The following is a 19101-nucleotide window of genomic DNA, read 5'->3' as shown; positions in this document are numbered from 1 at the left end:
ATCGGTCCGCCGGGGCTGATTGGATGCGCACAATAACCGAGACAGGATCGCCAGATGACCGTGAAGCCCGAGTTTGCCGCCATTCCCGATTTCGACGAGGTCATCGACCGAGTCGGCACCCATTCCGCGAAATGGGACGAGATGGAGAAAGTCTATGGCGTCGCGCCGCAGGACGGGATCGCGATGTGGGTGGCCGATATGGATTTCCGTCCGCCGGCCTGTGTGCAGCAGGCGCTGCAGGGGATGCTCGATCACGGGGTCTATGGCTATTGGGGCGACGAAGACGCCTATCGCGCGGCAATCGGCTGGTGGATGAAGAACCGCCACGGCTGGGAGATCGAGCCGCATTGGATCTTTACCACGCACGGGCTGGTCAACGGTACGGCGCTCTGTGTCGATGCCTTCACGCAGCCCGGCGAGGGCGTGGTGCTGATGACGCCGGTCTATCATGCGTTTGCGCGGGTCATCCGCGCTGCGGGGCGCAAGGTGGTGGAATGCCCGCTGGTGCTTGAAGACGGGCGCTATCAGATGGATTTCGATGCCTGGGACGCGCAGATGGACGGATCGGCCAAGATGCTGGTCCTGTGTTCACCGCATAACCCGGGCGGGCGGGTCTGGAGCGCGGATGAGCTGCGCGCCGTGGCCGCGTTCTGTCGGCGCCATGACCTCGTGCTGGTCTCTGACGAAATCCACCACGATCTGGTGATGCCGGGCCAGCGCCACATCCCGTTCCCGGTGGCCGTGCCCGATCAGCCTGTGGTGATGATGAGCGCCACCACCAAGACCTTCAACATCGCGGGCAGCCATTCGGGCAATGTGATCCTCGCCGACCCGGATCTGCGGGCGAAATTCGGGGCGCGGATGGCGGCGCTGGGGATCTCGCCCAACTCCTTCGGGATTGCGATGGCGACGGCGGCCTATTCGCCCGAGGGTGCGGCCTGGGTCGATGCGCTGAATGCGTATCTTGATGGCAACCGCCAGATTTTCGACGAGGCGGTCAATGCGATCCCCGGCCTGCGCTCGATGCCGCTTGAGGCGACCTATCTGGCCTGGGTCGATTTCACCGGCACCGGCATGTTGCCCGCCGAATTCATCGCGCGTGTCGAGAAAGAGGCAAAGATTGCGGCCAACCACGGCGTGACCTTCGGACTTGGCGGCGAGAATTACCTGCGCTTCAACATTGCCACGCCGCGCGCCCGTGTCATCGAGGCTGTAGAGCGGTTGCGCGCGGCCTTTGCCGATCTGCAATGATCCGGGCGCTGGCGCGGCTGTTTTCGGCGCTCACGCTGGCGGTGCTGATTTGCGGATTGCTGGTGGTGGTGCCGTTCCGGCCATATCCGGGCTTGCCTGAACTGGAGTTGCCGCCCACGCAATCCCAGCCCCTGACCGGGCCGGTCAGCCGAATTCTGGTCGAGAAATCCGCGCGTCGGATGCAGGTGTTCGAAGGCGACCGACTGATGAGGGTCTATCGCATCCGGTTGGGGTTTTCGCCGCAGGGAGACAAGCTGCAGGAAGGGGACGGCCGCACGCCCGAGGGGGTGTTTCGCATCGACCGGCGCAATGCGGGCTCGGCCTATCACCTGTCGCTGGGTCTCGATTATCCGCAGCCCGAGGACCGGGCGCGCGCCGCCGCGCAGGGCGTCAGCCCGGGCGGAGACATCTTTCTGCACGGTCAGCCGAACCAATTGCCGGAGGGTCTGACGCTGGGCCATGACTGGACGGCGGGCTGCATCGCGCTGGCGGATGCCGAGATTGCCGAGTTGTTCGCGGCCACGCCGATCGGGGCGGTTGTGGAAATCCGCCCCTGAGCCTCAGGTCGACGGCAGGTAGCCGATCGGCGCATCGGGTGCACGCACGAAGTCAAGCGCTGCGCGGTCAGTGACCCGGGTCTCGCGCTTGACGGTGCAGATCAGCTCACCGCCCTCGACCTCCGAGGCCACGATCAGCAGCGTGGCGATATGGCGGCTGCCTTCATGCAGCTCGACCAGCCCGCGCAGATGGGTCACAAGCTCGGCATCCAGCGCGACTCCGCCGCGCCAGCGCCGCAGCACGGGCCAGCTGTCCGTGCCCGACACGATCCGCAGCCGCGAGCGGCGCGCCTGCCCGCGGGCCTCTGCATCGCGCAGCGCCTGAACAATGTCCTTGGGAATGAATTCCATGGCCGTGGCTCCCCCCAGAGTGATCTCCCAAGCCCTGATCCTGCGTCCGCTCAGATGAAAATCAAGTGAAGCCTGCGTAAAACCTTTGCGGCGGCGCAGCAAAGTTGCGTTATTACAACGGGTTACGCTGCGGCTGCACGGTGGCGAGGCTGGTTGCCGCGCGCAGTGGGGCAGGCTAGCCTCGCGACGTATCTTGTGAAGGAGCCTCCGATGCGCCGTTTTGCCCTGCCTGTTCTCTTGTCCTGCCTGATGGCGCTGCCGCATGCGGCGCTGGCCCGCGACTGTGGGGGCGATTTCAACGCCTTCGTGCGCGGCCTCAAGAAAGAGGTGATGGCGCGGGGCCTTTCGGCAAAGCAGGCGGATGCGTTTTTCGCAGGCGTCCGGCAGGATCAGCGCGTGCTCAAGGCGGATCGGGCGCAGGGCGTGTTCCAGAAACCCTTCATCGAATTCGCCAATCGCATCATCAGCCAGAACCGGCTCAAGGTCGGCGCGGCGAAGATCAAAAGCCACGCGCGCACCCTCGATGCGGTCGAGCGGAATTTTGGCGTCTCGCGTGGGGTGATCGTGGCCTTCTGGGGGCTGGAAACCGATTTCGGCGGGTTTCAGGGCGATTTCAATACGCGCGACGCGCTGGTGACGCTGGCGCATGATTGCCGCCGCCCCGAGCTGTTTCGCCCGCAAGTGATCGCCGCCGCCGAGCTGTTCAAGCGCGGCGACTTCGACCCGCAGCGCAACAAGGGCGCCTGGGCGGGCGAAATCGGGCAGGTGCAGATGCTGCCCGAGGATATCTTGCGCAACGGCACCGACGGCGATGGCGACGGCCATGTCGATCTGCGCGGATCGTCGGCGGATGCGCTGATGTCGGGGGCCAAGATGCTGCGCGGGCTGGGCTGGCGCGCGGGCGAGCCCTGGCTGCAAGAGATCGTCGTGCCCGAACGGATGGACTGGTCGCAGACCGGGCTGGAAACCGCCCTGTCGACCCGCGACTGGGAAGCGATGGGGGTGCGTGCGCGGAACGGGCGTCTGGCGCCTGGGCTCAAGGGCTCGGTTCTGTTGCCAATGGGGCGCAAGGGGCCGGCCTTCATGGTCTATCCGAATTTCCACGTGCTGTTCGAGTGGAACAAGAGCTTTGTCTACGTGACCTCGGCGGCCTATTTCGCGACCCGGCTCGAAGGCGCGCCGCCCTTCAACCCGGGCAAGCCCGAGCCGGGGCTGAGCGGCAAGCAGATGATGGCGCTGCAAAAGAAACTGGCGCAGCGCGGCCATGACGTGGGCAAGATCGACGGCATCCTGGGCGAAAAGACCCGCGCCGCCGTGCAGAAGGAGCAAAAGCGCCTTGGCCTGCCGGCGGATGCCTGGCCGACGCCAACGCTGCTTGGGCGGCTCTGATCAGTTCTCGCGGAAGGCGCGGTTGAAGTAATCGGTAAACGGCTTGAGCAGATAGCTGAGCGGGCTGCGCTCGGCGGTGCGGATATAGACTTCGGCGGGCATGCCGGGCACCAGTTGCAGCGGCGCGAGCTTGTCGGTTTCCCCGGCCTTCAGGACCACTTCGGCGCGGAAATAGGCCGCGCGCGTCGCCTCGTCCAGCAGCGCATCGGCCGAGATCCGGCTGACCTGCCCGAACAGCTCGGGGGTGGTGCGCGCCGAAAACGCCGAAAAACGCAGCGTGACGGGCAGGCCGATCGCCACCTCGTCGATATGGATCGGCGGGATCCGCGCAGAGATCACCAGCGGGCGATCCTGCGGGATCAGGTAGAGCACCGGATCGGCCGCCCGGATCACCGAGCGCGGCGTGGTGACCGCCATCGCATGCACCAGCCCCGAAACCGGCGCGCGAATGTCGAGCCGGTCGATCTGTTCGCTCAGCGCGCGGCGGCGTTCGGCCAGTTCCAACTCGCGGTAGCCGGTGTTGCGCAGCTCGGTCTCGGCCTCTTCGCGACGCTGCGAGGCAAGCCGCAGTGCCTCGATCGCGATTTCGGTCAGCCGCGCCTCGGATTGTGCGCGCGCCGCCGTCAACTCGCCGATCTGGCCCGCCAGCGCCGCTTCTTCGCGCTCAAGCGCCAGCACGCGCCCGGCCTGCGCCAGCCCACGTTCAAAGAGCTTGCGCTGGTCGGCCAGCTCGCGCCGGATCAGGTCGACCTGCGTCGAGAGCGCGGCCAGTTGCGCGCCGATGCCTTCGATCTGACGCTCGGTCTGTAGGCGCCGCTCAGCCAGTTGATCGAGCGATTTCTGCATCGTCTCGCGCCGCGCCGCGAACAGGTTGCGCTGCCCCTCCATCAGTTGGGCAATGGCCGGATCGGAGGCGGCGGTTTCGGCCAGCTCGGCGGGGAAGCGCGTTTCTTCGGCATCGTCACGCTCGGCCTCAAGCCGCCCACGCCGCGCCAGCAGCTCGAAAAACTGGCTCTCGACGATGGTCAGTTCCGAGCGCAGCAGCGTCCCGTCCAGCCGCAAGAGCAGGTCGCCGGCTTCCACCAGATCGCCATCCTTCACGAGAATCTCGGCGATGACGCCGCCATCGGGGTGCTGCACGATCTGGCGATTCTGCTCGACCTCGACCTGGCCCGAAGCCACGACAGCGCCCGATATCGAGCTGAACGCCGCCCAGAGCCCGAAGCCGAAGATCAGCACCGCGATGGCCGCAAGGCCAAGCGTGACCGCGCCGCGGGCGGAGGGGCTGGCCTGGCGCTTGGGTGAGGACGGGCCGGTCATGCCACACCTCCGGGCTGGATCCGCCCCTGCGGGCCGCGGCCAATCTCCTGCGCATTCGCCAGCACCGCCTTGAGCACCTGATCGCGCGGCCCCAACGCCCGGCAGACGCCGTTGTCGAGCACCATCACGCTATCGCATTCGGCAATCGCGGCTGGCCGGTGCGCCATGATCATCACTGCGCCGCCCGAGGCCTTCATCGCGCGGATCGCCGCGTTCATCGCCTGCGATCCTTCATTGTCGAGATTGGCGTTCGGCTCATCAAGCACCAGCAGAACCGGGTTGCCGTAAAGCGCGCGGGCAAGGCCGATGCGCTGGATCTGCCCGCCCGAAAGCCGCCCACCCGATTGCGTGACGCGCGTGTCATAGCCTTCGGGCAGATCGAGAATCATCTGATGCGCGGCGGCGCGTTTCGCCGCTTCGACGACAGCCTCGGCATCGGGGGCGGCGGCAAGCCGCGCGATATTCTCGGCGATGGTTCCGTCAAACAGTGTGACGCGCTGCGGCAGGTAGCCGATCAACTGGCCGCGCACATCGGGTTCATATTGGTCGAGCGTCGCGCCATCGAGGCGAATCCAGCCCGCCGCTGGCGGCCAGACCCCGCAGATCGCACGCGCGAGCGTCGATTTCCCGGCGCCGGAGGGGCCGATCACACCCATCGCCGTGCCCGGTTCGAGCGTGAAGCTCAGCCCTCGCAGGCTTGCCACTTTTTGCCCCGGAGGCGCGATCGAGAGTTGCTTGGCCTCAAGGTGTGCGCGGGGCCGCGGCAGTGCGGTGCGCGGCGCTTCGGGCGGGGTCGCACCAAGCAAGAGCGCAAGCCTTCCCCAAGAGGCGCGCGCCCGACCCAGAAGCGGCCAGCCCGCGATCACCTGCTCGACCGGGGCCAGCGCGCGGCCCATCAGGATCGAAGCCGCGATCATCGCGCCGGGGCTCAGCTCGGCGCGCAGCACGAGCCAGGCGCCAAGCGCCAGCATCGCCGATTGCAGCATCATCCGGAAGGTCTTTGAGCCGACCGAAAAGCTGGAGCCCAGATCGCTGGCGGTCAGGCCCGCGCCCGAGGCCGCCTCGCGCGCCAGGAGCCAGCGCGCAAAGCTCGCGTCGCGCATCCCGAGCGCCTGGATCAGCTCGGCCTCGTCGCGGAGCTGGTCGCTGAGGCGATTCGCGGCAATATCCGCCTGCGCGGCTTGCAGGACGCTGGCCTGGGTCATGCGCTGATTGATCAGGGTGACGGCGACCAGAATTGCGCCGCCGGTCAGCGCCAGCACGCCGAGCCACGGGTGGAACACAAAGATCGCTCCAAGGAACAAAGGCGTAAAGGGTAGGTCGAGGCAGGCGATCAATGCGGGGGAGGCCACGAATTTCTGCACCGCCTCCAGGTCACGCATCCCGGTTGCGGCAAGCCGGTCTCCGGGCAGGGCGGAGCTGCGCCGCAGCACCGCCGAGAACACCCGCCCCTCAAGTCGGGCCTGCAGCGCGGCGGCGATGCGCGACATCACCCGCGCCCGCGCACCATCCAGCAGCCCCATGATCACGAACAGGAACACCACCAGCAGGAACAGCGCGGTCAGCGTTTCCAGCGCGCGCGACGACAGAACCCGGTCGTAGACCTGCAGCATGAACAGCGGGCCGGTCAGCATCAGCAGGTTGACGAAGGCCGAAAACAGGGCCGCCGACAGCACCAATCCCCGCAAGGGACGATGCGCCGCGCGCAGCTCGCGCGCGCCAGTTTGTTGATCGGGGTGGTGCGTCATCCGCGTCTCAATGGCCCTGTTGTCGCGTTTCTAATCATAAAGAGGTTAATATCGTACCTCGCGCAACCGCGGCCTGCGCGGCGGGCGGAGCCTTGTTCTTTGAGGGTCAAAAGCCTATTTCTTATCCATAGGGTTGTGATCGAATTTTTGCCGCCTGTCATCCCGTTGGGATGGCAAGAGTGTGTCTGGGGGATGAATGTCGGCTTTGGGCAACAGCATCGGGCGCGGTGCCGCGTCTGCTTTTGTGCTGGCGGCGGTTGTGCTGGCGGGCTGCGCGGCGAAACTGCCTGCGCCGGGCGAGATCCATGACCCCTACGAGGCCGAAAACCGCGAAACCCATGACATGAACAAGCGTCTCGATCAGGCGATGTTCAAGGAGGGTTCTGGCGGCCCGCCCGGTCCGATCGGGCAAGCGGTGTCGAACCTTCGCAACAATCTCGGCCTGCCGCGCATGGTGGTGAACTCGACGCTGCAACTGCGCCCCGAGCCCGCCGCCAAGAACACTCTGCGTTTCGCGATCAATACGACGCTGGGCATCGGCGGCATCTTTGACCCGGCCGGGCATTGGTTCGGTCTGACCGAGGAAACCACCGATTTCGGCGAAACGCTGCATGTCTGGGGCGTGGGTGAGGGCAATTATGTCGAGCTGCCCGTGATCGGCCCCTCGACCGAGCGCGATGCAGTGGGCCGTTTCGTCGACCTGCTGATCGATCCGGCGTTGCTTCTGGCCAATGGCGAGGAAAAGGCCGCCATTCTCGCCTTGCGGATCGCCGCCCGCTCGGTCGATCGCAAACGCTATGCCGCGACTGTGAATTCCATTCTTTACGACAGCGCGGATAGTTATGCGCAGAGCCGTCTGCTCTATCTGCAAAACCGCCGCTTCGAGCTTGGCGGAGATGCGGCCACCGAGGCCGAACTGTTCGATCCCTACGAGGACCCCTATGCCGAATGATCTGTTGTCCCGCCGAAACCTGATGATCTCTGCCGTTGCCGGGGGGATGGCCGCTGCCATGCCGCTTCCCGCGCTCGCGCTGAACGATTCGCAGGCGCGCGCACTGATCATCAAGGCGGTCGATGACGTGAACCGGGCGATTGCCTCGGGCAAGACGGGACCCGCGCTTTATTCCGACTTTGAGCGGATCTTTATCAAATACGGCGATGTGCCGATCATCGCGCGCTCGGCGCTGGGCGTAGCCGCGCGTCAGGCCAGCGCCGCGCAGATGGCGGCCTTTACCAAGGCGTTCCAAGGCTATCTGTCGCGCAAATACGGCAAGCGGTTCCGCGAGTTCATCGGCGCGCGCTTCGAGGTGGTGGGGGCGAAGCCCGTGAAAACCTTCTACGAGGTGAAATCCACCGCGATCTTCAAGGGGCAGGCGCCTTTCGAGGTGCTCTGGCATGTCTCGGACAAATCGGGGCAGGACCGGTTCTTCAACCTGATCATCGAGGGGGTGAACCTCTTGGCGGCCGAGCGCACCGAGATCGGGGCGATGTTGGACCGCCGCCGCGGCAATATCGACGCGCTGATCCAGGATATGAAGACCGCCGGCTGAGCTCCCGGCTTCAGAAAGTAAAAGGCGGGCCAGGTGGCCCGCCTTTTCAGTTCTTGCTCAGGATCGAGCCGAGGACTTCCATCAGGATGCGCTCGGCCAGATCGGGCTCGTCGCGTTTCTTGTCTTTCTTGTCCTTTTTCGGCCGTACCTCTTCGATCGGGCGCGACCAGTCGGACTTGCGATTGCCCGGGCCAAGATCGGGGCCTGCAGGCGGAGTGCTGTCAGAGCCCCAGAAAGGCGTGTCAGGGCGCCAGTCCGAGGGCTGCGCCATCGGCAGGGGGCTTGCCGGCAGGCCTGCTTCGACCCGCAGCATGGTCTCGCGCCAGATGTCGGCGGGCAGGCCGCCGCCGGTCACGCCGCTCAGCGGGCGGTTGTCGTCATAGCCCATCCAGACGCCGACCACGTAATCGGCGGTAAAGCCGATGAACCAGGCATCCCGCGCGGCCTGAGTGGTGCCGGTCTTGCCCGCCACCTGCCGGTCGGGCAGGTTCGCGCGCCGGCCCGAGCCGTTCTGCACCACGGAATGCATCATGTAGACCAGCTCGCGCGCGGCTTTCTCGGAAATCACCCGCTCGCCCAGCCCGCCAGACACCCCAAACAGGGCCTCGCTATCGCCCTTCAGGCGCAGCTCGGTCATGCCGTAGGGTTTGACCGAAGAGCCGCCATTCAGGATGCCCGCATAGGCGCCGGTCATCTGCAGAAGCGTAGATTCGGACACGCCCAGGGCCAACGCGGGCCCCTCGGCCAGATCTTCGGCAAAGCCGAAATCCTCGGCGACCTTGCGCACCGCCTCGCGCCCGACGGCCTCCGAGACCCGCACGGTCGCGGTGTTGACCGAATGGGTCAGCGCCTCGGTCAGGGTGATCGGGCCGCGATATTCGCGCGTGTAGTTTTTCGGCGACCACGGGCCGGAGCCCGGCACGTTGATCGTCAGCGGCGCATCCTCGACGATGTCGTCGGGCGTGTAACCCATGTCGAGCGCGGCGGCATAGACAAAGGGCTTGAAGGTCGAGCCGGTCTGGCGCCGCGCCATCGTCGCGTGGTTGAAGGCGCCGGTGACCTTGGTCGCGCGCCCGCCCACCATCGCGCGTACCGCGCCATCGGCCGACATCACCACGATCGCGGCCTCGGCCTCGGAGCCTTCCTTGACCTTGGCCGCAAAGATCGACTGCATCGCCTCTTCGGCCGCGCTCTGGATGCGCTGGTCGAGCGTGGTGCGGATGATCACGTCTTCGGTGGTCTCGGTGGTCAGGAAATCGGGGGCGGCATCCATGATCCAGTCGGCGAAATAGCCGCCGGCGCGTTTCTGCGCCGCCTCCGACAAGGTCGCCGGGTGTTGCCAGGCATAGTCGCGCTCGGCCGCGCTCAGGTAGCCTTGCTCATGCATCAGCTTGACCACCGTCGCGGCGCGGTCCTGGCTGCGTTGCAGGTTGTTGGTCGGCGCGTAATAAGACGGCGCGGGCAGGAGCCCGGCGAGCATTGCCGCTTGCGCCGGGTTCAGATTTGCCGCCGAGATCCCGAAATAGCGTTGCGCCGCGGCCTCGAAGCCCCGAGCGCCTGCGCCCAGATAGGCGCGGTTCAGGTAAATCGTCAGGATGTCGTCCTTGGAGTATTTCAGCTCCATCGCCAGCGCGTAGGGCACTTCCTTGATCTTGCGCTTCACCCCGCCCGAACGGCAGTCGTTTTCATAGGCGGCTTCGGTCTTCCAGCGTTTGGGGTCATATTCGACGCCAAGGCAGAGCAGCTTGGCGACCTGTTGCGTCAGCGTCGAGCCGCCATTGCCCGAGAACGGGCCGCGCCCGGCGGCAAGGTTGATCCGCATCGCCGAGGCGATGCCGCGCGGGCTGACCCCGAAATGCCCGTAGAATCGCTTGTCCTCGGCAGCGATCACCGCGTCGCGCAGATGCTCCGAGACATTCTCGGCGGTGATCTGGCCGCCGAAGGTCTCGCCGCGCCAGGCAAAGACCTTGCCGTCGGTGTCGATCATCGTGACCGAGCCACGGTGGCGCCCGTCGAGCAGCGCCGTGACATCGGGCAGTTGCGAATAGAAATAGAAGGTCGCAAGCCCCACGATCAGCGCAATCGCCAACCCGAACCGCCAGCCGATTCCCCAAAGCACGCGCGCGACGAAACCCAGCGTTCCGAACAGGACGCGCCGGATCGGGCCGCGCCCGCTCGGCGGGCGCTTGCCGCTACGCTTGCGCTTGGTGGAGGTGTTTGCGCGAGGTTTCTTGGGTGCCGCAGGTTTGCTTGCGGAATAGCGTTTGTCCGCAACGAGGGGCCCGCGCGGCCGTCCTGATCCTGCCATGAGTTGGTCCGGTGCCTGTGTTCTTGTTCCGGCCAATCTACACCGCGCCCCCTTCGTTGTGGAGCACATTGCGGTGATGATTCTCTTTTCCAATCGCCCAAAAATTAGACGAGTTGCACAATTTGTATAATTTTTGGGCAGGTATGGCGCAAAATGCTGCATCGCAGCTTCGCCTGAACTTGTCCCGAAGGCCCCGCCTGCGCCTTCTGTCTCCATGTCGCGGCCCCGAGGGGCTCGCCGGATGTCAGACAAGGAAGGGATGACAGGTGAAACTCATTATTGCTGCAATCAAGCCGTTCAAGCTCGAGGAGGTGCGCGAGGCGCTCACCGCCATCGGCGTTCGCGGCATGATGGTGACGGAAATCAAAGGCTTCGGCGCGCAGTCGGGCCACACCGAGATCTATCGCGGCGCTGAATACGCCGTGAACTTCGTGCCGAAAGTGAAGCTTGAGATCGTCGTTGCCGACGGCCTCGCCGATGAAGTTGTCGACACGATCCTCAAAACCGCCAAGACCGACAAGATCGGCGACGGCAAAATCTTCGTTCTCGACGTGGGCCAGGCCGTGCGCGTGCGCACCGGTGAAGCCGGCGACGAAGCTCTGTGAGATAGGGACAGGACTGATCAAGATGAAAAACCTCTCGAAAATCACGGGCCTCGCTGCGGTTCTGACCGCCGCTGCCCTCCCGGTCTTCGCGCAGGACGCCGAAGTGCCGGCTGCGGTTCCGACCGATGTGGCCTGGATCCTCAACACGCTGCTGTTCCTGATCGGCGGCTTCCTGGTGTTCTGGATGGCGGCTGGTTTCGCCATGCTCGAAGCGGGCCTCGTGCGTTCCAAGAACGTCACGATGCAGCTGCTCAAGAACGTGATCCTCTTCGCGATCGCCTGCACCATGTACTACCTCATCGGCTACAACCTGATGTACCCGCTGGGCAACTGGACCATCGGTGCCGATGAAACCGGCGGTTACCTTGGCGCCTTCGCGCTGGCCGTTCTGGAAGCTGTTGGCGTCGGTGCCGATGCGGTGGACGACTATTCCTACGCTTCGACCGGTTCGGACTTCTTCTTCCAGGTGATGTTCTGCGCCACCACCGCCTCGATCGTTTCGGGCACGCTGGCCGAGCGCATCAAGCTCTGGCCGTTCCTGATCTTCACCACGATCCTGACCTCGATCATCTACCCGATCGTCGGTTCGTGGAAATGGGGCGGCGGCTTCCTCGACAGCCAGTTCGGCTTCCTCGACTTCGCCGGTTCGACCGTCGTGCACTCGACCGGTGGCTGGGCTGCTCTGGCTGGTGTGCTGGTCCTCGGCCCGCGTCTGGGCAAATACAAGGACGGCCGCGTCAACCCGATGCCGGGTTCGAACCTGACCCTCGCCACGCTGGGTACCTTCATCCTGTGGCTCGGCTGGTTCGGCTTCAACGGCGCCTCGCAGCTCGCCATGGGCTCGATCGGTGACGCCGCTGATATCTCGCGCATCTTCGTGAACACCAACGCCGCTGCTGCTGGTGGTGCGATCGCCGCGCTGATCATGACCCAGCTGCTCTACAAGAAGCCCGACCTTACCATGGTGCTCAACGGCGCGCTGGCCGGCCTCGTGTCGATCACCGCTGAGCCGCTGACCCCCGGGATCGGTGTTGCGACGCTGATCGGTGGCCTGGGTGGCGTGATCGTGGTCTTCGCGGTGCCCTTCCTCGACAAGATCAAGATCGATGACGTCGTGGGTGCGATCCCGGTTCACCTGATCTGCGGTATCTGGGGTACGCTGGCGGTTCCGCTGACCAACTCGGATGCGACCTTCTACGGCCAGATCGTCTCGATCGTGATCGTCGGCGCCTTCACCTTCACCGTCTCGCTGGTGGTCTGGATGGCCCTGAAAGTGGTCATGGGCATCCGCGCTCCGCAGGAAGACGAGATGATGGGCCTCGACAAAGCCGAGCTCGGCATGGAAGCCTATCCGGAATTCAAGGTCTGATCCTGAATTGCGGTTGATCGGAAGGCCCGGGGGAAACCCCGGGCCTTTTTCGTTGTGGCGCGGCCGGGAATCTGTTGGCGCAAAAGAAAACGGCGGCCCGAGGGCCGCCGTTTCGCTGTTTCTGTGGGGGCGGCTCAGACGCCGGCGTCGATGATCGCCTGCGCCAGAAGCGGCACGGTCTTGTCGTTCAGCCCCGCGATGTTCAGCCGCGAGTCGCCGACCATGTAGATCGCGTTGTTCTGCTTCATCGTCTCGACCTGCTCGGGCGAGGCGCCGATGCGCGAGAACATCCCGCGGTGGGTGGCGACGAAATCGAAACGGTCCGAGTTGGACAGCTTGCGCAGCTCGTCGGCCAGTTGCTGGCGCAGACGCAGCATGCCGCCGCGGACCTCTTCCAGCTCGGCTTCCCACTCGGCGCGCAGCGCCTTGTCGGTCAGCACACGGGTGACCAGCGCCTGCCCGTGATAGGGCGGGAAGGAGTAGGTCTGACGGTTGAGGAAGGCCAGCGTGCCCTGCGTCACCGGTTGCGTGGCCGCATCGCCCAGCACCATCAGGCAGCCGGTGCGTTCGCGGTAGATGCCGAAGTTCTTCGAGCAGGACGCCGCGATCAGCACTTCGGGCAGGCGCGAAGCGATCAGGCGGGTGCCCGCCGCGTCTTCCTCAAGCCCGTCGCCAAAGCCCTGATAGGCGAGGTCGATCATCGGGATCGCGCCGGTCTTTTCGAACAGGTCCGCGACCACGCCCCATTGCTCCAGCGTCAGGTTGGCGCCGGTCGGGTTGTGGCAGCAGCCGTGCAGCAGCACGATATCGCCCGCTTTCACCGCGGCCAGATCTGCCATCATCGCGTCGAAATCGACGGCGCGGGTGGCGTTGTCGAAATAGCGATAGGGTTTCCAGGCCTGACCCATGAAGTTCAGGATCGAGAGGTGGTTCGGCCAGGTCGGGTCCGACGCCCAGACCGTGCAGCCCGGATTGGCCATGCGCGCGAGCTCGAAGCCCATGCGGCACGCACCGGTGCCGCCCACGGTCGAGAGGCACGACAGGCGATCGGCCGGATAGGCCGCGCCCAGCACCATTTCCGCCATTGCGGCGTGGAATTCGGGCTGGCCCGCCAGACCGGCATAGGTCTTGGTGGTTTCCTGATCCCACATCTGTTTCTCGGCCGCGTGGATCGCACGCATGATCGGAGTGCGGCCTTCGGCGTCCTTGTAGACACCGACGCCGAGGTCGATCTTGGTGTCGCGCGGGTCGGCGCGGAATTCACCCATCAGCGCAAGGATCTTGTCCGGCGCCTGCGGCTTGAGATTGTTGAGCATCATGCTTCTCCGGTTGCGACGCGAAGGTCGTTGAACATGCCCCACTCGGCCCATGCCCCGTCATAGACGGACCAGTTGTCATTGCCTGCACGCTCAAGCGCGAGGGCCAGCATGCAGGCATTCACGCCCGAGCCGCAGGTGGTAATCGCGGGTTTCGACAGATCGACCCCGGCAGCCGCAAAGACGGCGCGCAGCTCTTCGGGGGATTTCATCGTGTTGTTGTCATTCACAAGGGTCATCCACGGCACGTTCTTGGAGCCCGGGATATGGCCTTTGCGCAGATTCGGGCGCGGCTCTTCCTCTTCGCCGATGAAGCGGCCATGCGCGCGCGCGTCGATGATCTCGTAATCGCCCAGCTTCGAGGCATGGGCGACTTGCGTGACGTCCTTCACCAGATTCGCCTGGCGCTGCACGGTGATATGACGATCACGCATCATCGGCGGCAGGTCTTCGATCTCGCGGCCCTCGGCGATCCACTTCGGCAGGCCGCCATCGAGCACCGCGATGTCGGTCTTGCCCATCAGGCGGAAGTTCCACCACACGCGCGGCGCCGAGAACACGCCCATCTGGTCATAGACCACGATCTGGTGGCCATCGCCGATGCCCATCGCGCGCATCCGCGAGATGAACTTCTCGACCGGGGCGGCCATGTGCGGCAGCTCGGAGCGGTTGTCGGAAATCTCGTCGATGTCGAAGAACCGCGCGCCGGGGATATGCGCCTTGTCGTAATCGGCCTTCGCATCGCGGCCCATCTGCGGCAAGAACCACGATCCGTCGATGATGCGCAGATCGGGGTCCTTGATATGCGCTGCGAGCCAGTCGGTGGAAACGAGAGTTTTCGGATCGTCCATGGTGTTCACGCCTCTTTCTGATCGCATTTTTCTTAGCCTCTCGGGGGGAAAGGGTGCAAGGGCAGATGGGGCGTGAGGAGTGTCAAAAGCCTTGAAAAACGGGCTTAGTAGTTCTGTTTCATAAGCCGCTGCTTCTGGCGGTCCCAGTCGCGTTTGGCTTCGGTGGCGCGCTTGTCGGCAAGCTTCTTGCCCTTGGCCAGCCCGATCAGGAGCTTCACCCGCCCCTTATCGTTGAAATACATCTTGAGCGGCACGATCGTCATGCCGTCGCGCCCGACCGCGTTCCACAGCCGGCTCAGCTCGCGTTTTGAGACCAGAAGCTTGCGCTTGCGGCGTTCCTCGTGGCCGAAATGCGCGGCCTGCAGGTAAGTCGCGATATAGGCGTTGATCAGCCACAGCTCGCCCTCCTCGATCGAGGCATAGCTTTCGGCGATATTGGTCTGGCCGGTGCGCAGCGATTTCACCTCGGAGCCCATGAGCACGACCCCCGCCTCGAGCGTGTCCTCGATGGCGTAGTGATAGCGCGCCTGCCGGTTTTCGGCGATCAGCTTGGAGTTGGGATCGGAATTCTTGGCCATGATGGCCCCGAGATAGGCGAGCCACATGCGCCTGTCCAGTGCGGCGACAGCGCGCTTGACCGAAATGCGGCGGCAATTTACCCGCTAGAACATGGAAGCACATCAGATGTTCGTTCAGATCGGGATCGGCTCGTTGATGATGGTGATCAATATCATCATCGCGGGGCTGGCGGCCTGGGGTATGGAAAGCGTGTTCGCGCGCATTCAGCCCTGGCTCGTGCGCGAGCCCCATCGTCCGAAGCAAATCGTGGTGATGCTGGTGACCGCGCTCACCGCGTTGTTTCTGGTAACGGCCGGGGTCTGGATCTGGGCCTTCTGTTTTCGCACCCTCGGGATTTTCATCACGATGGAGGGAGCGGTATATTTCTCGCTCGTGGCCTACACGACGCTCGGCTATGGCGACATCCTGCTGACGCATGAATGGCGCATCCTCGGAGGGATGGCAGCGGCGAACGGGCTTTTGAACATCGGCCTTCTGACCGCGATCATGGTCGAGGCGCTGCGCCATGTGCGGCTGAACCAGATCGAGGCGCGCCGTCTGCACAGGCTTGCCGTGGAAGAAGCCGCGCGCGTCGCCGCGCATACGGCTGCGACGGCGGACGCGCAGGGCTAGTAAGGGCCGCGCGCGGCACGGCCCTTCGCACGCGTCACATCGGCGGCAGGATCACCTGGTCGATCACATGGATCACCCCGTTCGAGGCCGCGACATCGGCGGTGATGACATTGGCCTCGTTCACCTTGACGCCGCCCTCGGTCATGATGGTGACGTCGCTGCCCTGAACGGTCGTTGCCATCATGCCGTTGCTCAGGTCACCCGACATCACCTTGCCCGGAACCACGTGATAGGTCAGCACCGCGACGAGCTTGTCCTTGTTCTCGGGCTTGAGCAGGTCATCGACGGTACCGGCGGGCAGGGCGGCAAAGGCATCGTCGGTCGGGGCGAACACCGTGAACGGGCCTTCGCCCTTCAGCGTTTCGACCAGCCCGGCCGCCTCGACCGCCGCGACAAGCGTCCCGAAGCTGCCCGCGCCGACGGCGGTGTCGACGATATCCTTGGTCTCGGCCTGCGCGCTCAGCGCAAAGCCCGACGCAAGGGCCACGGTGCTCAGCATCATGAAGGTTCTGCGGATCATTCTCTTCTCCCTGGTTTCGTTGCGCCGCCGCTCGGGCGGTGAACGTCATCTGGGAAGACCGGAAAATTCGTCCAGCTTCACAACCTCGTAGAGCGTTCTTGACCATGGAAAAGGCCGCGCTAAGCCAAGCGCGGCCAGAATTTCCACTCAAAAAAATGTGTCCGAAACCGGTTTGGACGGGCGCTTATTCGACGCCAAGCGCCTCTTTCACGATGCCGCCCAGCAGATCTTCGACCATGTCCATCTCGCCTTCCGGGTAGTCGCGGAAGCCGACGGTGATCTGGCCGGGCGTCTCGGGGCGTTCATAGATGAAGATCGTGTAGGGGCAGAACTGCACGTTCTCGGGGTTGGCTTCCATCACCGCGCGCGAGACCTTGGCCGAGCAGAAGGAAAAGATATCGGCGGCGGTAAAGATCGTGCGCGTGCCACCCACGTCTTCCTTGGTGCGCTCGAGCATCTCGCCGGTGTGGCTGGTGTGGTCGATTACCAGACCCGCGTCCATAATCGCGCTTTCCACGGCAAAGGTGATGTTCTCGAAATCATCCTCGACCGTCCAGCTGTGCGCCTCTTGCGCCTGCGTGGCCCCGGCCAAAATCATGGCCGCGGCGGCGGCCCCCAGCAACAGTTTCATAATCGCTATCCTCTCCCTCACGGCTTCCCGAGCCGCCTCGGCGTCACCATGCCGCAAATACATTCAAAAGTTAAGATGTAACGCATGCGCCCTTCTGAACGTATTGTGAGGAGAAAGCCGCGCCCGATGCGCTAGGTTTTTTCAGACGACAGGAGGATGCAATGCGCGCCACGAAAATGCTCGGCTGGTCCGAGGTCACCCCGAAAGCCGATTTCCTGAACCGCCGGCAGCTGATTGCCTCGGCTGCAGCGGCCGGTCTGGCGGGGGTTGCCTGGCCCGCGCAGGCCAAGATCGCCGCGCAGCCCTCGCGCTATTCCACCGATGCGCCGCCCAACAGCTTCGATGATATCACCGGCTATAACAACTTCTATGAGTTCGGCTGGGATAAGTCCGACCCGCGCAAACATGCCGGCGCGCTGACCATCGATCCTTGGTCGATCGAGATCGGCGGGCTGGTCGAGCGGCCGGGAACCTATCCGCTGGACGACATCCTGAAACCCGTGACGCTGGAAGAGCGGATCTATCGCTTCCGCTGTGTCGAGGCCTGGGGGATGGTCGTGCCCTGGATCGGCTTCGAGCTTGGCGCGCTTCTGAACCGGGTCGGCGTGGCGCCCTCCGCGAAATACGTGGCCTTCGAGACGCTTCATCGCCCCGAGGAAATGCCGGGTCAGCGCGCGAGCGGCATCGATTGGCCCTATGTCGAGGGGTTGCGGCTGGACGAGGCGATGCATCCGCTGACGATTCTGGCCACAGGTCTTTATGGCGAAGAGATGCCCAAGCAGAACGGTGCGCCGATCCGTCTGGTGGTTCCGTGGAAATACGGGTTCAAGTCGATCAAGAGCATCGTGAAGATCACCCTGACCGAGAGCGAGCCGGTCACCACCTGGAAATCGCTGCAGCCGCGCGAATACGGGTTCTATGCCAATGTGAACCCCGAGGTCGATCACCCGCGCTGGTCGCAGGCCAGCGAGCGGCGCATCGGCGGCGGGCTTTTCGCCAAGCGTGAGCCGACCCTGATGTTCAACGGGTATGCCGAGGAGGTGGCTGGGCTTTACGCGGGCATGGACCTCGCGAAGTTCTACTGATGCAACTGGTCGCGCCGTTGAACAGCTCCTTGCGCCGGGTGCCGCCCGGCTGGGTCTATCTGGCGGGGCTGATCCCGCTGGCTTGGGTGATCTGGCTGACGGTCTCGGGCGGGATCGGCATCGACCCGGTGAAAGAGATCGAGCATCGACTGGGCAAGATTGCGCTCTGGTTCCTGATCGGCGGGCTGGCGATCACGCCCTTGCGCCGGATCGCGGGGCTGAACCTGATCCGCTATCGCCGCGCGGTGGGGCTGATCGCGTTCTTCTATATCGTGCTGCACATGCTGGCCTGGATCATCCTGGATATGGGCCTGTTGTGGGAGCAGGCCGTGCGCGACCTGATCAAGCGCTCCTATCTGTATTTCGGGATGACCGGGGCCGTGCTGTTGCTGCCGCTGGCGCTGACATCGAACAATGCTTCGGTGCGTCGACTCGGGCGCAACTGGCGGCGGCTGCATTGGCTGGTCTACCCGGCCGTGGGCTTCGGCGTGCTGCACTACCTGTGGCAAATGAAGGTCATCACGCCCGAGGGCTGGCTCTGGGCGGGGGTGTTTGCGGGGCTGATGGCGCTGCGATTCCGCCCGTTTCGGGGCTGACCCAGGGGCATGCGCCTAACTTCCTTTCGTTGAATCGGGTGATTTGCGAAAGATTCTTTCTGCAGTCGCAAAATCACTTGGCGCGTGCAGAAAAGTGCCTCCGCCGCCGTCAATGAAATAAGGGGTTTCGGTGCGGTTTCGGAAAAAAGCGCAAGTTTTTTCAAAAAGGCTCTTGCGGACCCCGGCGTCGATCCGTAAATACCGCCTCACCGAAGCGGAACACACCGCAACGGGGCGCCGGAAAGAGCCGCAAGGCACTGGAAAGCAAAACAAAATTGGATACGAGGTTGGCTGGTATCGCCCCAAGGATGAGGCGACGCTAGTTGATTTTGTCTCCGCGCTCTTTGACATTGATAGATATCTGAAGAGATATGTGGGCGGTTTGGTCATTCGACACAGCCGACGCATATCGGCTCTCTAGCTTCGGCGATGATGAGAGTGTCAGCTTCACTGTTTGGCGGTT

At 64.3% G+C, this 19101-nt stretch carries 19 protein-coding genes; 10 read left to right on the top strand and 9 right to left on the bottom strand.

Going from position 1 to position 19101, the window contains the following annotated elements:
* Positions 1-54: 54 nt before the first annotated feature.
* Both CLN94_RS08885 and CLN94_RS08880 read left to right on the top strand, forming a co-directional pair.
* Positions 55-1251 (top strand): MalY/PatB family protein, encoded by a 1197-nt coding sequence (locus CLN94_RS08885; protein WP_096433335.1) that lies wholly within the window; start codon positions 55-57, stop codon positions 1249-1251.
* The gene (locus CLN94_RS08880) at positions 1248-1808 is read left to right on the top strand and encodes a L,D-transpeptidase family protein (protein ID WP_096433333.1); all 561 of its coding nucleotides are present in this window, start codon (positions 1248-1250) and stop codon (positions 1806-1808) included. The genes CLN94_RS08885 and CLN94_RS08880 overlap by 4 nt, the downstream gene beginning before the upstream one ends.
* Positions 1809-1811: 3 nt before the next feature.
* On the opposite strand, the gene CLN94_RS08875 is transcribed toward CLN94_RS08880, so the two are convergent.
* Entirely contained in the window at positions 1812-2159 is a 348-nt protein-coding gene (locus tag CLN94_RS08875) for a hypothetical protein (RefSeq protein WP_096433331.1), read from the bottom strand.
* Between the two features lie 210 nt (positions 2160-2369).
* Here CLN94_RS08875 and CLN94_RS08870 point away from each other — a divergent pair, with 210 nt between their 5' ends.
* Complete coding sequence (locus tag CLN94_RS08870) at positions 2370-3548, top strand: lytic murein transglycosylase (protein WP_096433329.1); 1179 nt, start codon at positions 2370-2372, stop codon at positions 3546-3548.
* Here the strand turns inward: CLN94_RS08870 and CLN94_RS08865 are convergent, their stop codons facing one another.
* The gene (locus CLN94_RS08865) at positions 3549-4868 is read right to left on the bottom strand and encodes an HlyD family type I secretion periplasmic adaptor subunit (RefSeq protein WP_096433327.1); all 1320 of its coding nucleotides are present in this window, start codon (positions 4866-4868) and stop codon (positions 3549-3551) included. It lies immediately after the preceding gene.
* On the bottom strand, positions 4865-6616 hold the full coding sequence (locus tag CLN94_RS08860) for a type I secretion system permease/ATPase (protein WP_096433325.1): 1752 nt from the start codon (positions 6614-6616) through the stop codon (positions 4865-4867). Before CLN94_RS08860 ends, CLN94_RS08865 begins: the two co-directional genes overlap by 4 nt.
* 196 nt (positions 6617-6812) lie before the next feature.
* Here CLN94_RS08860 and CLN94_RS08855 point away from each other — a divergent pair, with 196 nt between their 5' ends.
* Positions 6813-7568 carry an MlaA family lipoprotein gene (locus tag CLN94_RS08855; protein WP_096433323.1) on the top strand — a complete coding sequence of 252 codons (756 nt, stop codon included), beginning with the start codon at positions 6813-6815 and terminating at the stop codon, positions 7566-7568.
* Positions 7558-8166 (top strand): MlaC/ttg2D family ABC transporter substrate-binding protein, encoded by a 609-nt coding sequence (locus CLN94_RS08850; protein ID WP_096433321.1) that lies wholly within the window; start codon positions 7558-7560, stop codon positions 8164-8166. Before CLN94_RS08855 ends, CLN94_RS08850 begins: the two co-directional genes overlap by 11 nt.
* 46 nt (positions 8167-8212) lie before the next feature.
* On the opposite strand, the gene CLN94_RS08845 is transcribed toward CLN94_RS08850, so the two are convergent.
* Positions 8213-10474: a transglycosylase domain-containing protein gene (locus tag CLN94_RS08845; protein WP_096433319.1), complete on the bottom strand. Its 2262-nt coding sequence runs from the start codon at positions 10472-10474 to the stop codon at positions 8213-8215.
* A 266-nt stretch (positions 10475-10740) separates the two neighbouring features.
* Between CLN94_RS08845 and CLN94_RS08840 the strand changes: the two genes are divergently transcribed.
* Together CLN94_RS08840 and CLN94_RS08835 are read left to right on the top strand one after the other, a co-directional pair.
* The gene (locus CLN94_RS08840) at positions 10741-11079 is read left to right on the top strand and encodes a P-II family nitrogen regulator (RefSeq protein ID WP_096433317.1); all 339 of its coding nucleotides are present in this window, start codon (positions 10741-10743) and stop codon (positions 11077-11079) included.
* Positions 11080-11101: 22 nt separating this feature from the next.
* A complete protein-coding gene (locus tag CLN94_RS08835; RefSeq protein ID WP_096433315.1) occupies positions 11102-12448 on the top strand; it encodes an ammonium transporter in 1347 nt (448 codons plus the stop codon).
* 134 nt (positions 12449-12582) lie between these two features.
* Here the strand turns inward: CLN94_RS08835 and CLN94_RS08830 are convergent, their stop codons facing one another.
* The 3 genes from CLN94_RS08830 to smpB all read right to left on the bottom strand — a co-directional run bounded on the left by CLN94_RS08830 (position 12583) and on the right by smpB (position 15193).
* Complete coding sequence (locus tag CLN94_RS08830; protein WP_096433664.1) at positions 12583-13764, bottom strand: amino acid aminotransferase; 1182 nt, start codon at positions 13762-13764, stop codon at positions 12583-12585.
* Positions 13764-14615 carry a 3-mercaptopyruvate sulfurtransferase gene (gene sseA / locus CLN94_RS08825; RefSeq protein ID WP_096433313.1) on the bottom strand — a complete coding sequence of 284 codons (852 nt, stop codon included), beginning with the start codon at positions 14613-14615 and terminating at the stop codon, positions 13764-13766. The genes CLN94_RS08830 and sseA overlap by 1 nt, the downstream gene beginning before the upstream one ends.
* Before the next feature lie 104 nt (positions 14616-14719).
* Entirely contained in the window at positions 14720-15193 is a 474-nt protein-coding gene (gene smpB / locus CLN94_RS08820) for an SsrA-binding protein SmpB (RefSeq protein WP_096433662.1), read from the bottom strand.
* 106 nt (positions 15194-15299) lie between these two features.
* Here smpB and CLN94_RS08815 point away from each other — a divergent pair, with 106 nt between their 5' ends.
* The gene (locus CLN94_RS08815) at positions 15300-15806 is read left to right on the top strand and encodes an ion channel (RefSeq protein WP_096433660.1); all 507 of its coding nucleotides are present in this window, start codon (positions 15300-15302) and stop codon (positions 15804-15806) included.
* 34 nt (positions 15807-15840) lie between these two features.
* On the opposite strand, the gene CLN94_RS08810 is transcribed toward CLN94_RS08815, so the two are convergent.
* On the bottom strand, positions 15841-16326 hold the full coding sequence (locus CLN94_RS08810) for a fasciclin domain-containing protein (RefSeq protein WP_096433311.1): 486 nt from the start codon (positions 16324-16326) through the stop codon (positions 15841-15843).
* Positions 16327-16510: 184 nt separating this feature from the next.
* Positions 16511-16957 carry a DUF302 domain-containing protein gene (locus CLN94_RS08805; RefSeq protein WP_096433309.1) on the bottom strand — a complete coding sequence of 149 codons (447 nt, stop codon included), beginning with the start codon at positions 16955-16957 and terminating at the stop codon, positions 16511-16513.
* A gap of 161 nt (positions 16958-17118) precedes the next feature.
* Here CLN94_RS08805 and msrP point away from each other — a divergent pair, with 161 nt between their 5' ends.
* A complete protein-coding gene (gene msrP, locus CLN94_RS08800; RefSeq protein WP_096433307.1) occupies positions 17119-18042 on the top strand; it encodes a protein-methionine-sulfoxide reductase catalytic subunit MsrP in 924 nt (307 codons plus the stop codon).
* Positions 18042-18638: a protein-methionine-sulfoxide reductase heme-binding subunit MsrQ gene (gene msrQ, locus CLN94_RS08795; protein WP_096433305.1), complete on the top strand. Its 597-nt coding sequence runs from the start codon at positions 18042-18044 to the stop codon at positions 18636-18638. Before msrP ends, msrQ begins: the two co-directional genes overlap by 1 nt.
* The last annotated feature ends 463 nt before the right edge of the window (positions 18639-19101 follow it).

This window comes from Pseudothioclava arenosa (genome assembly GCF_002358085.1).
GTDB classification, from domain to species: domain Bacteria; phylum Pseudomonadota; class Alphaproteobacteria; order Rhodobacterales; family Rhodobacteraceae; genus Pseudothioclava; species Pseudothioclava arenosa.
The sequence above is the reverse complement of the archived record's forward strand: the minus strand, read 5'-3'. Positions and strand labels throughout refer to the sequence as shown.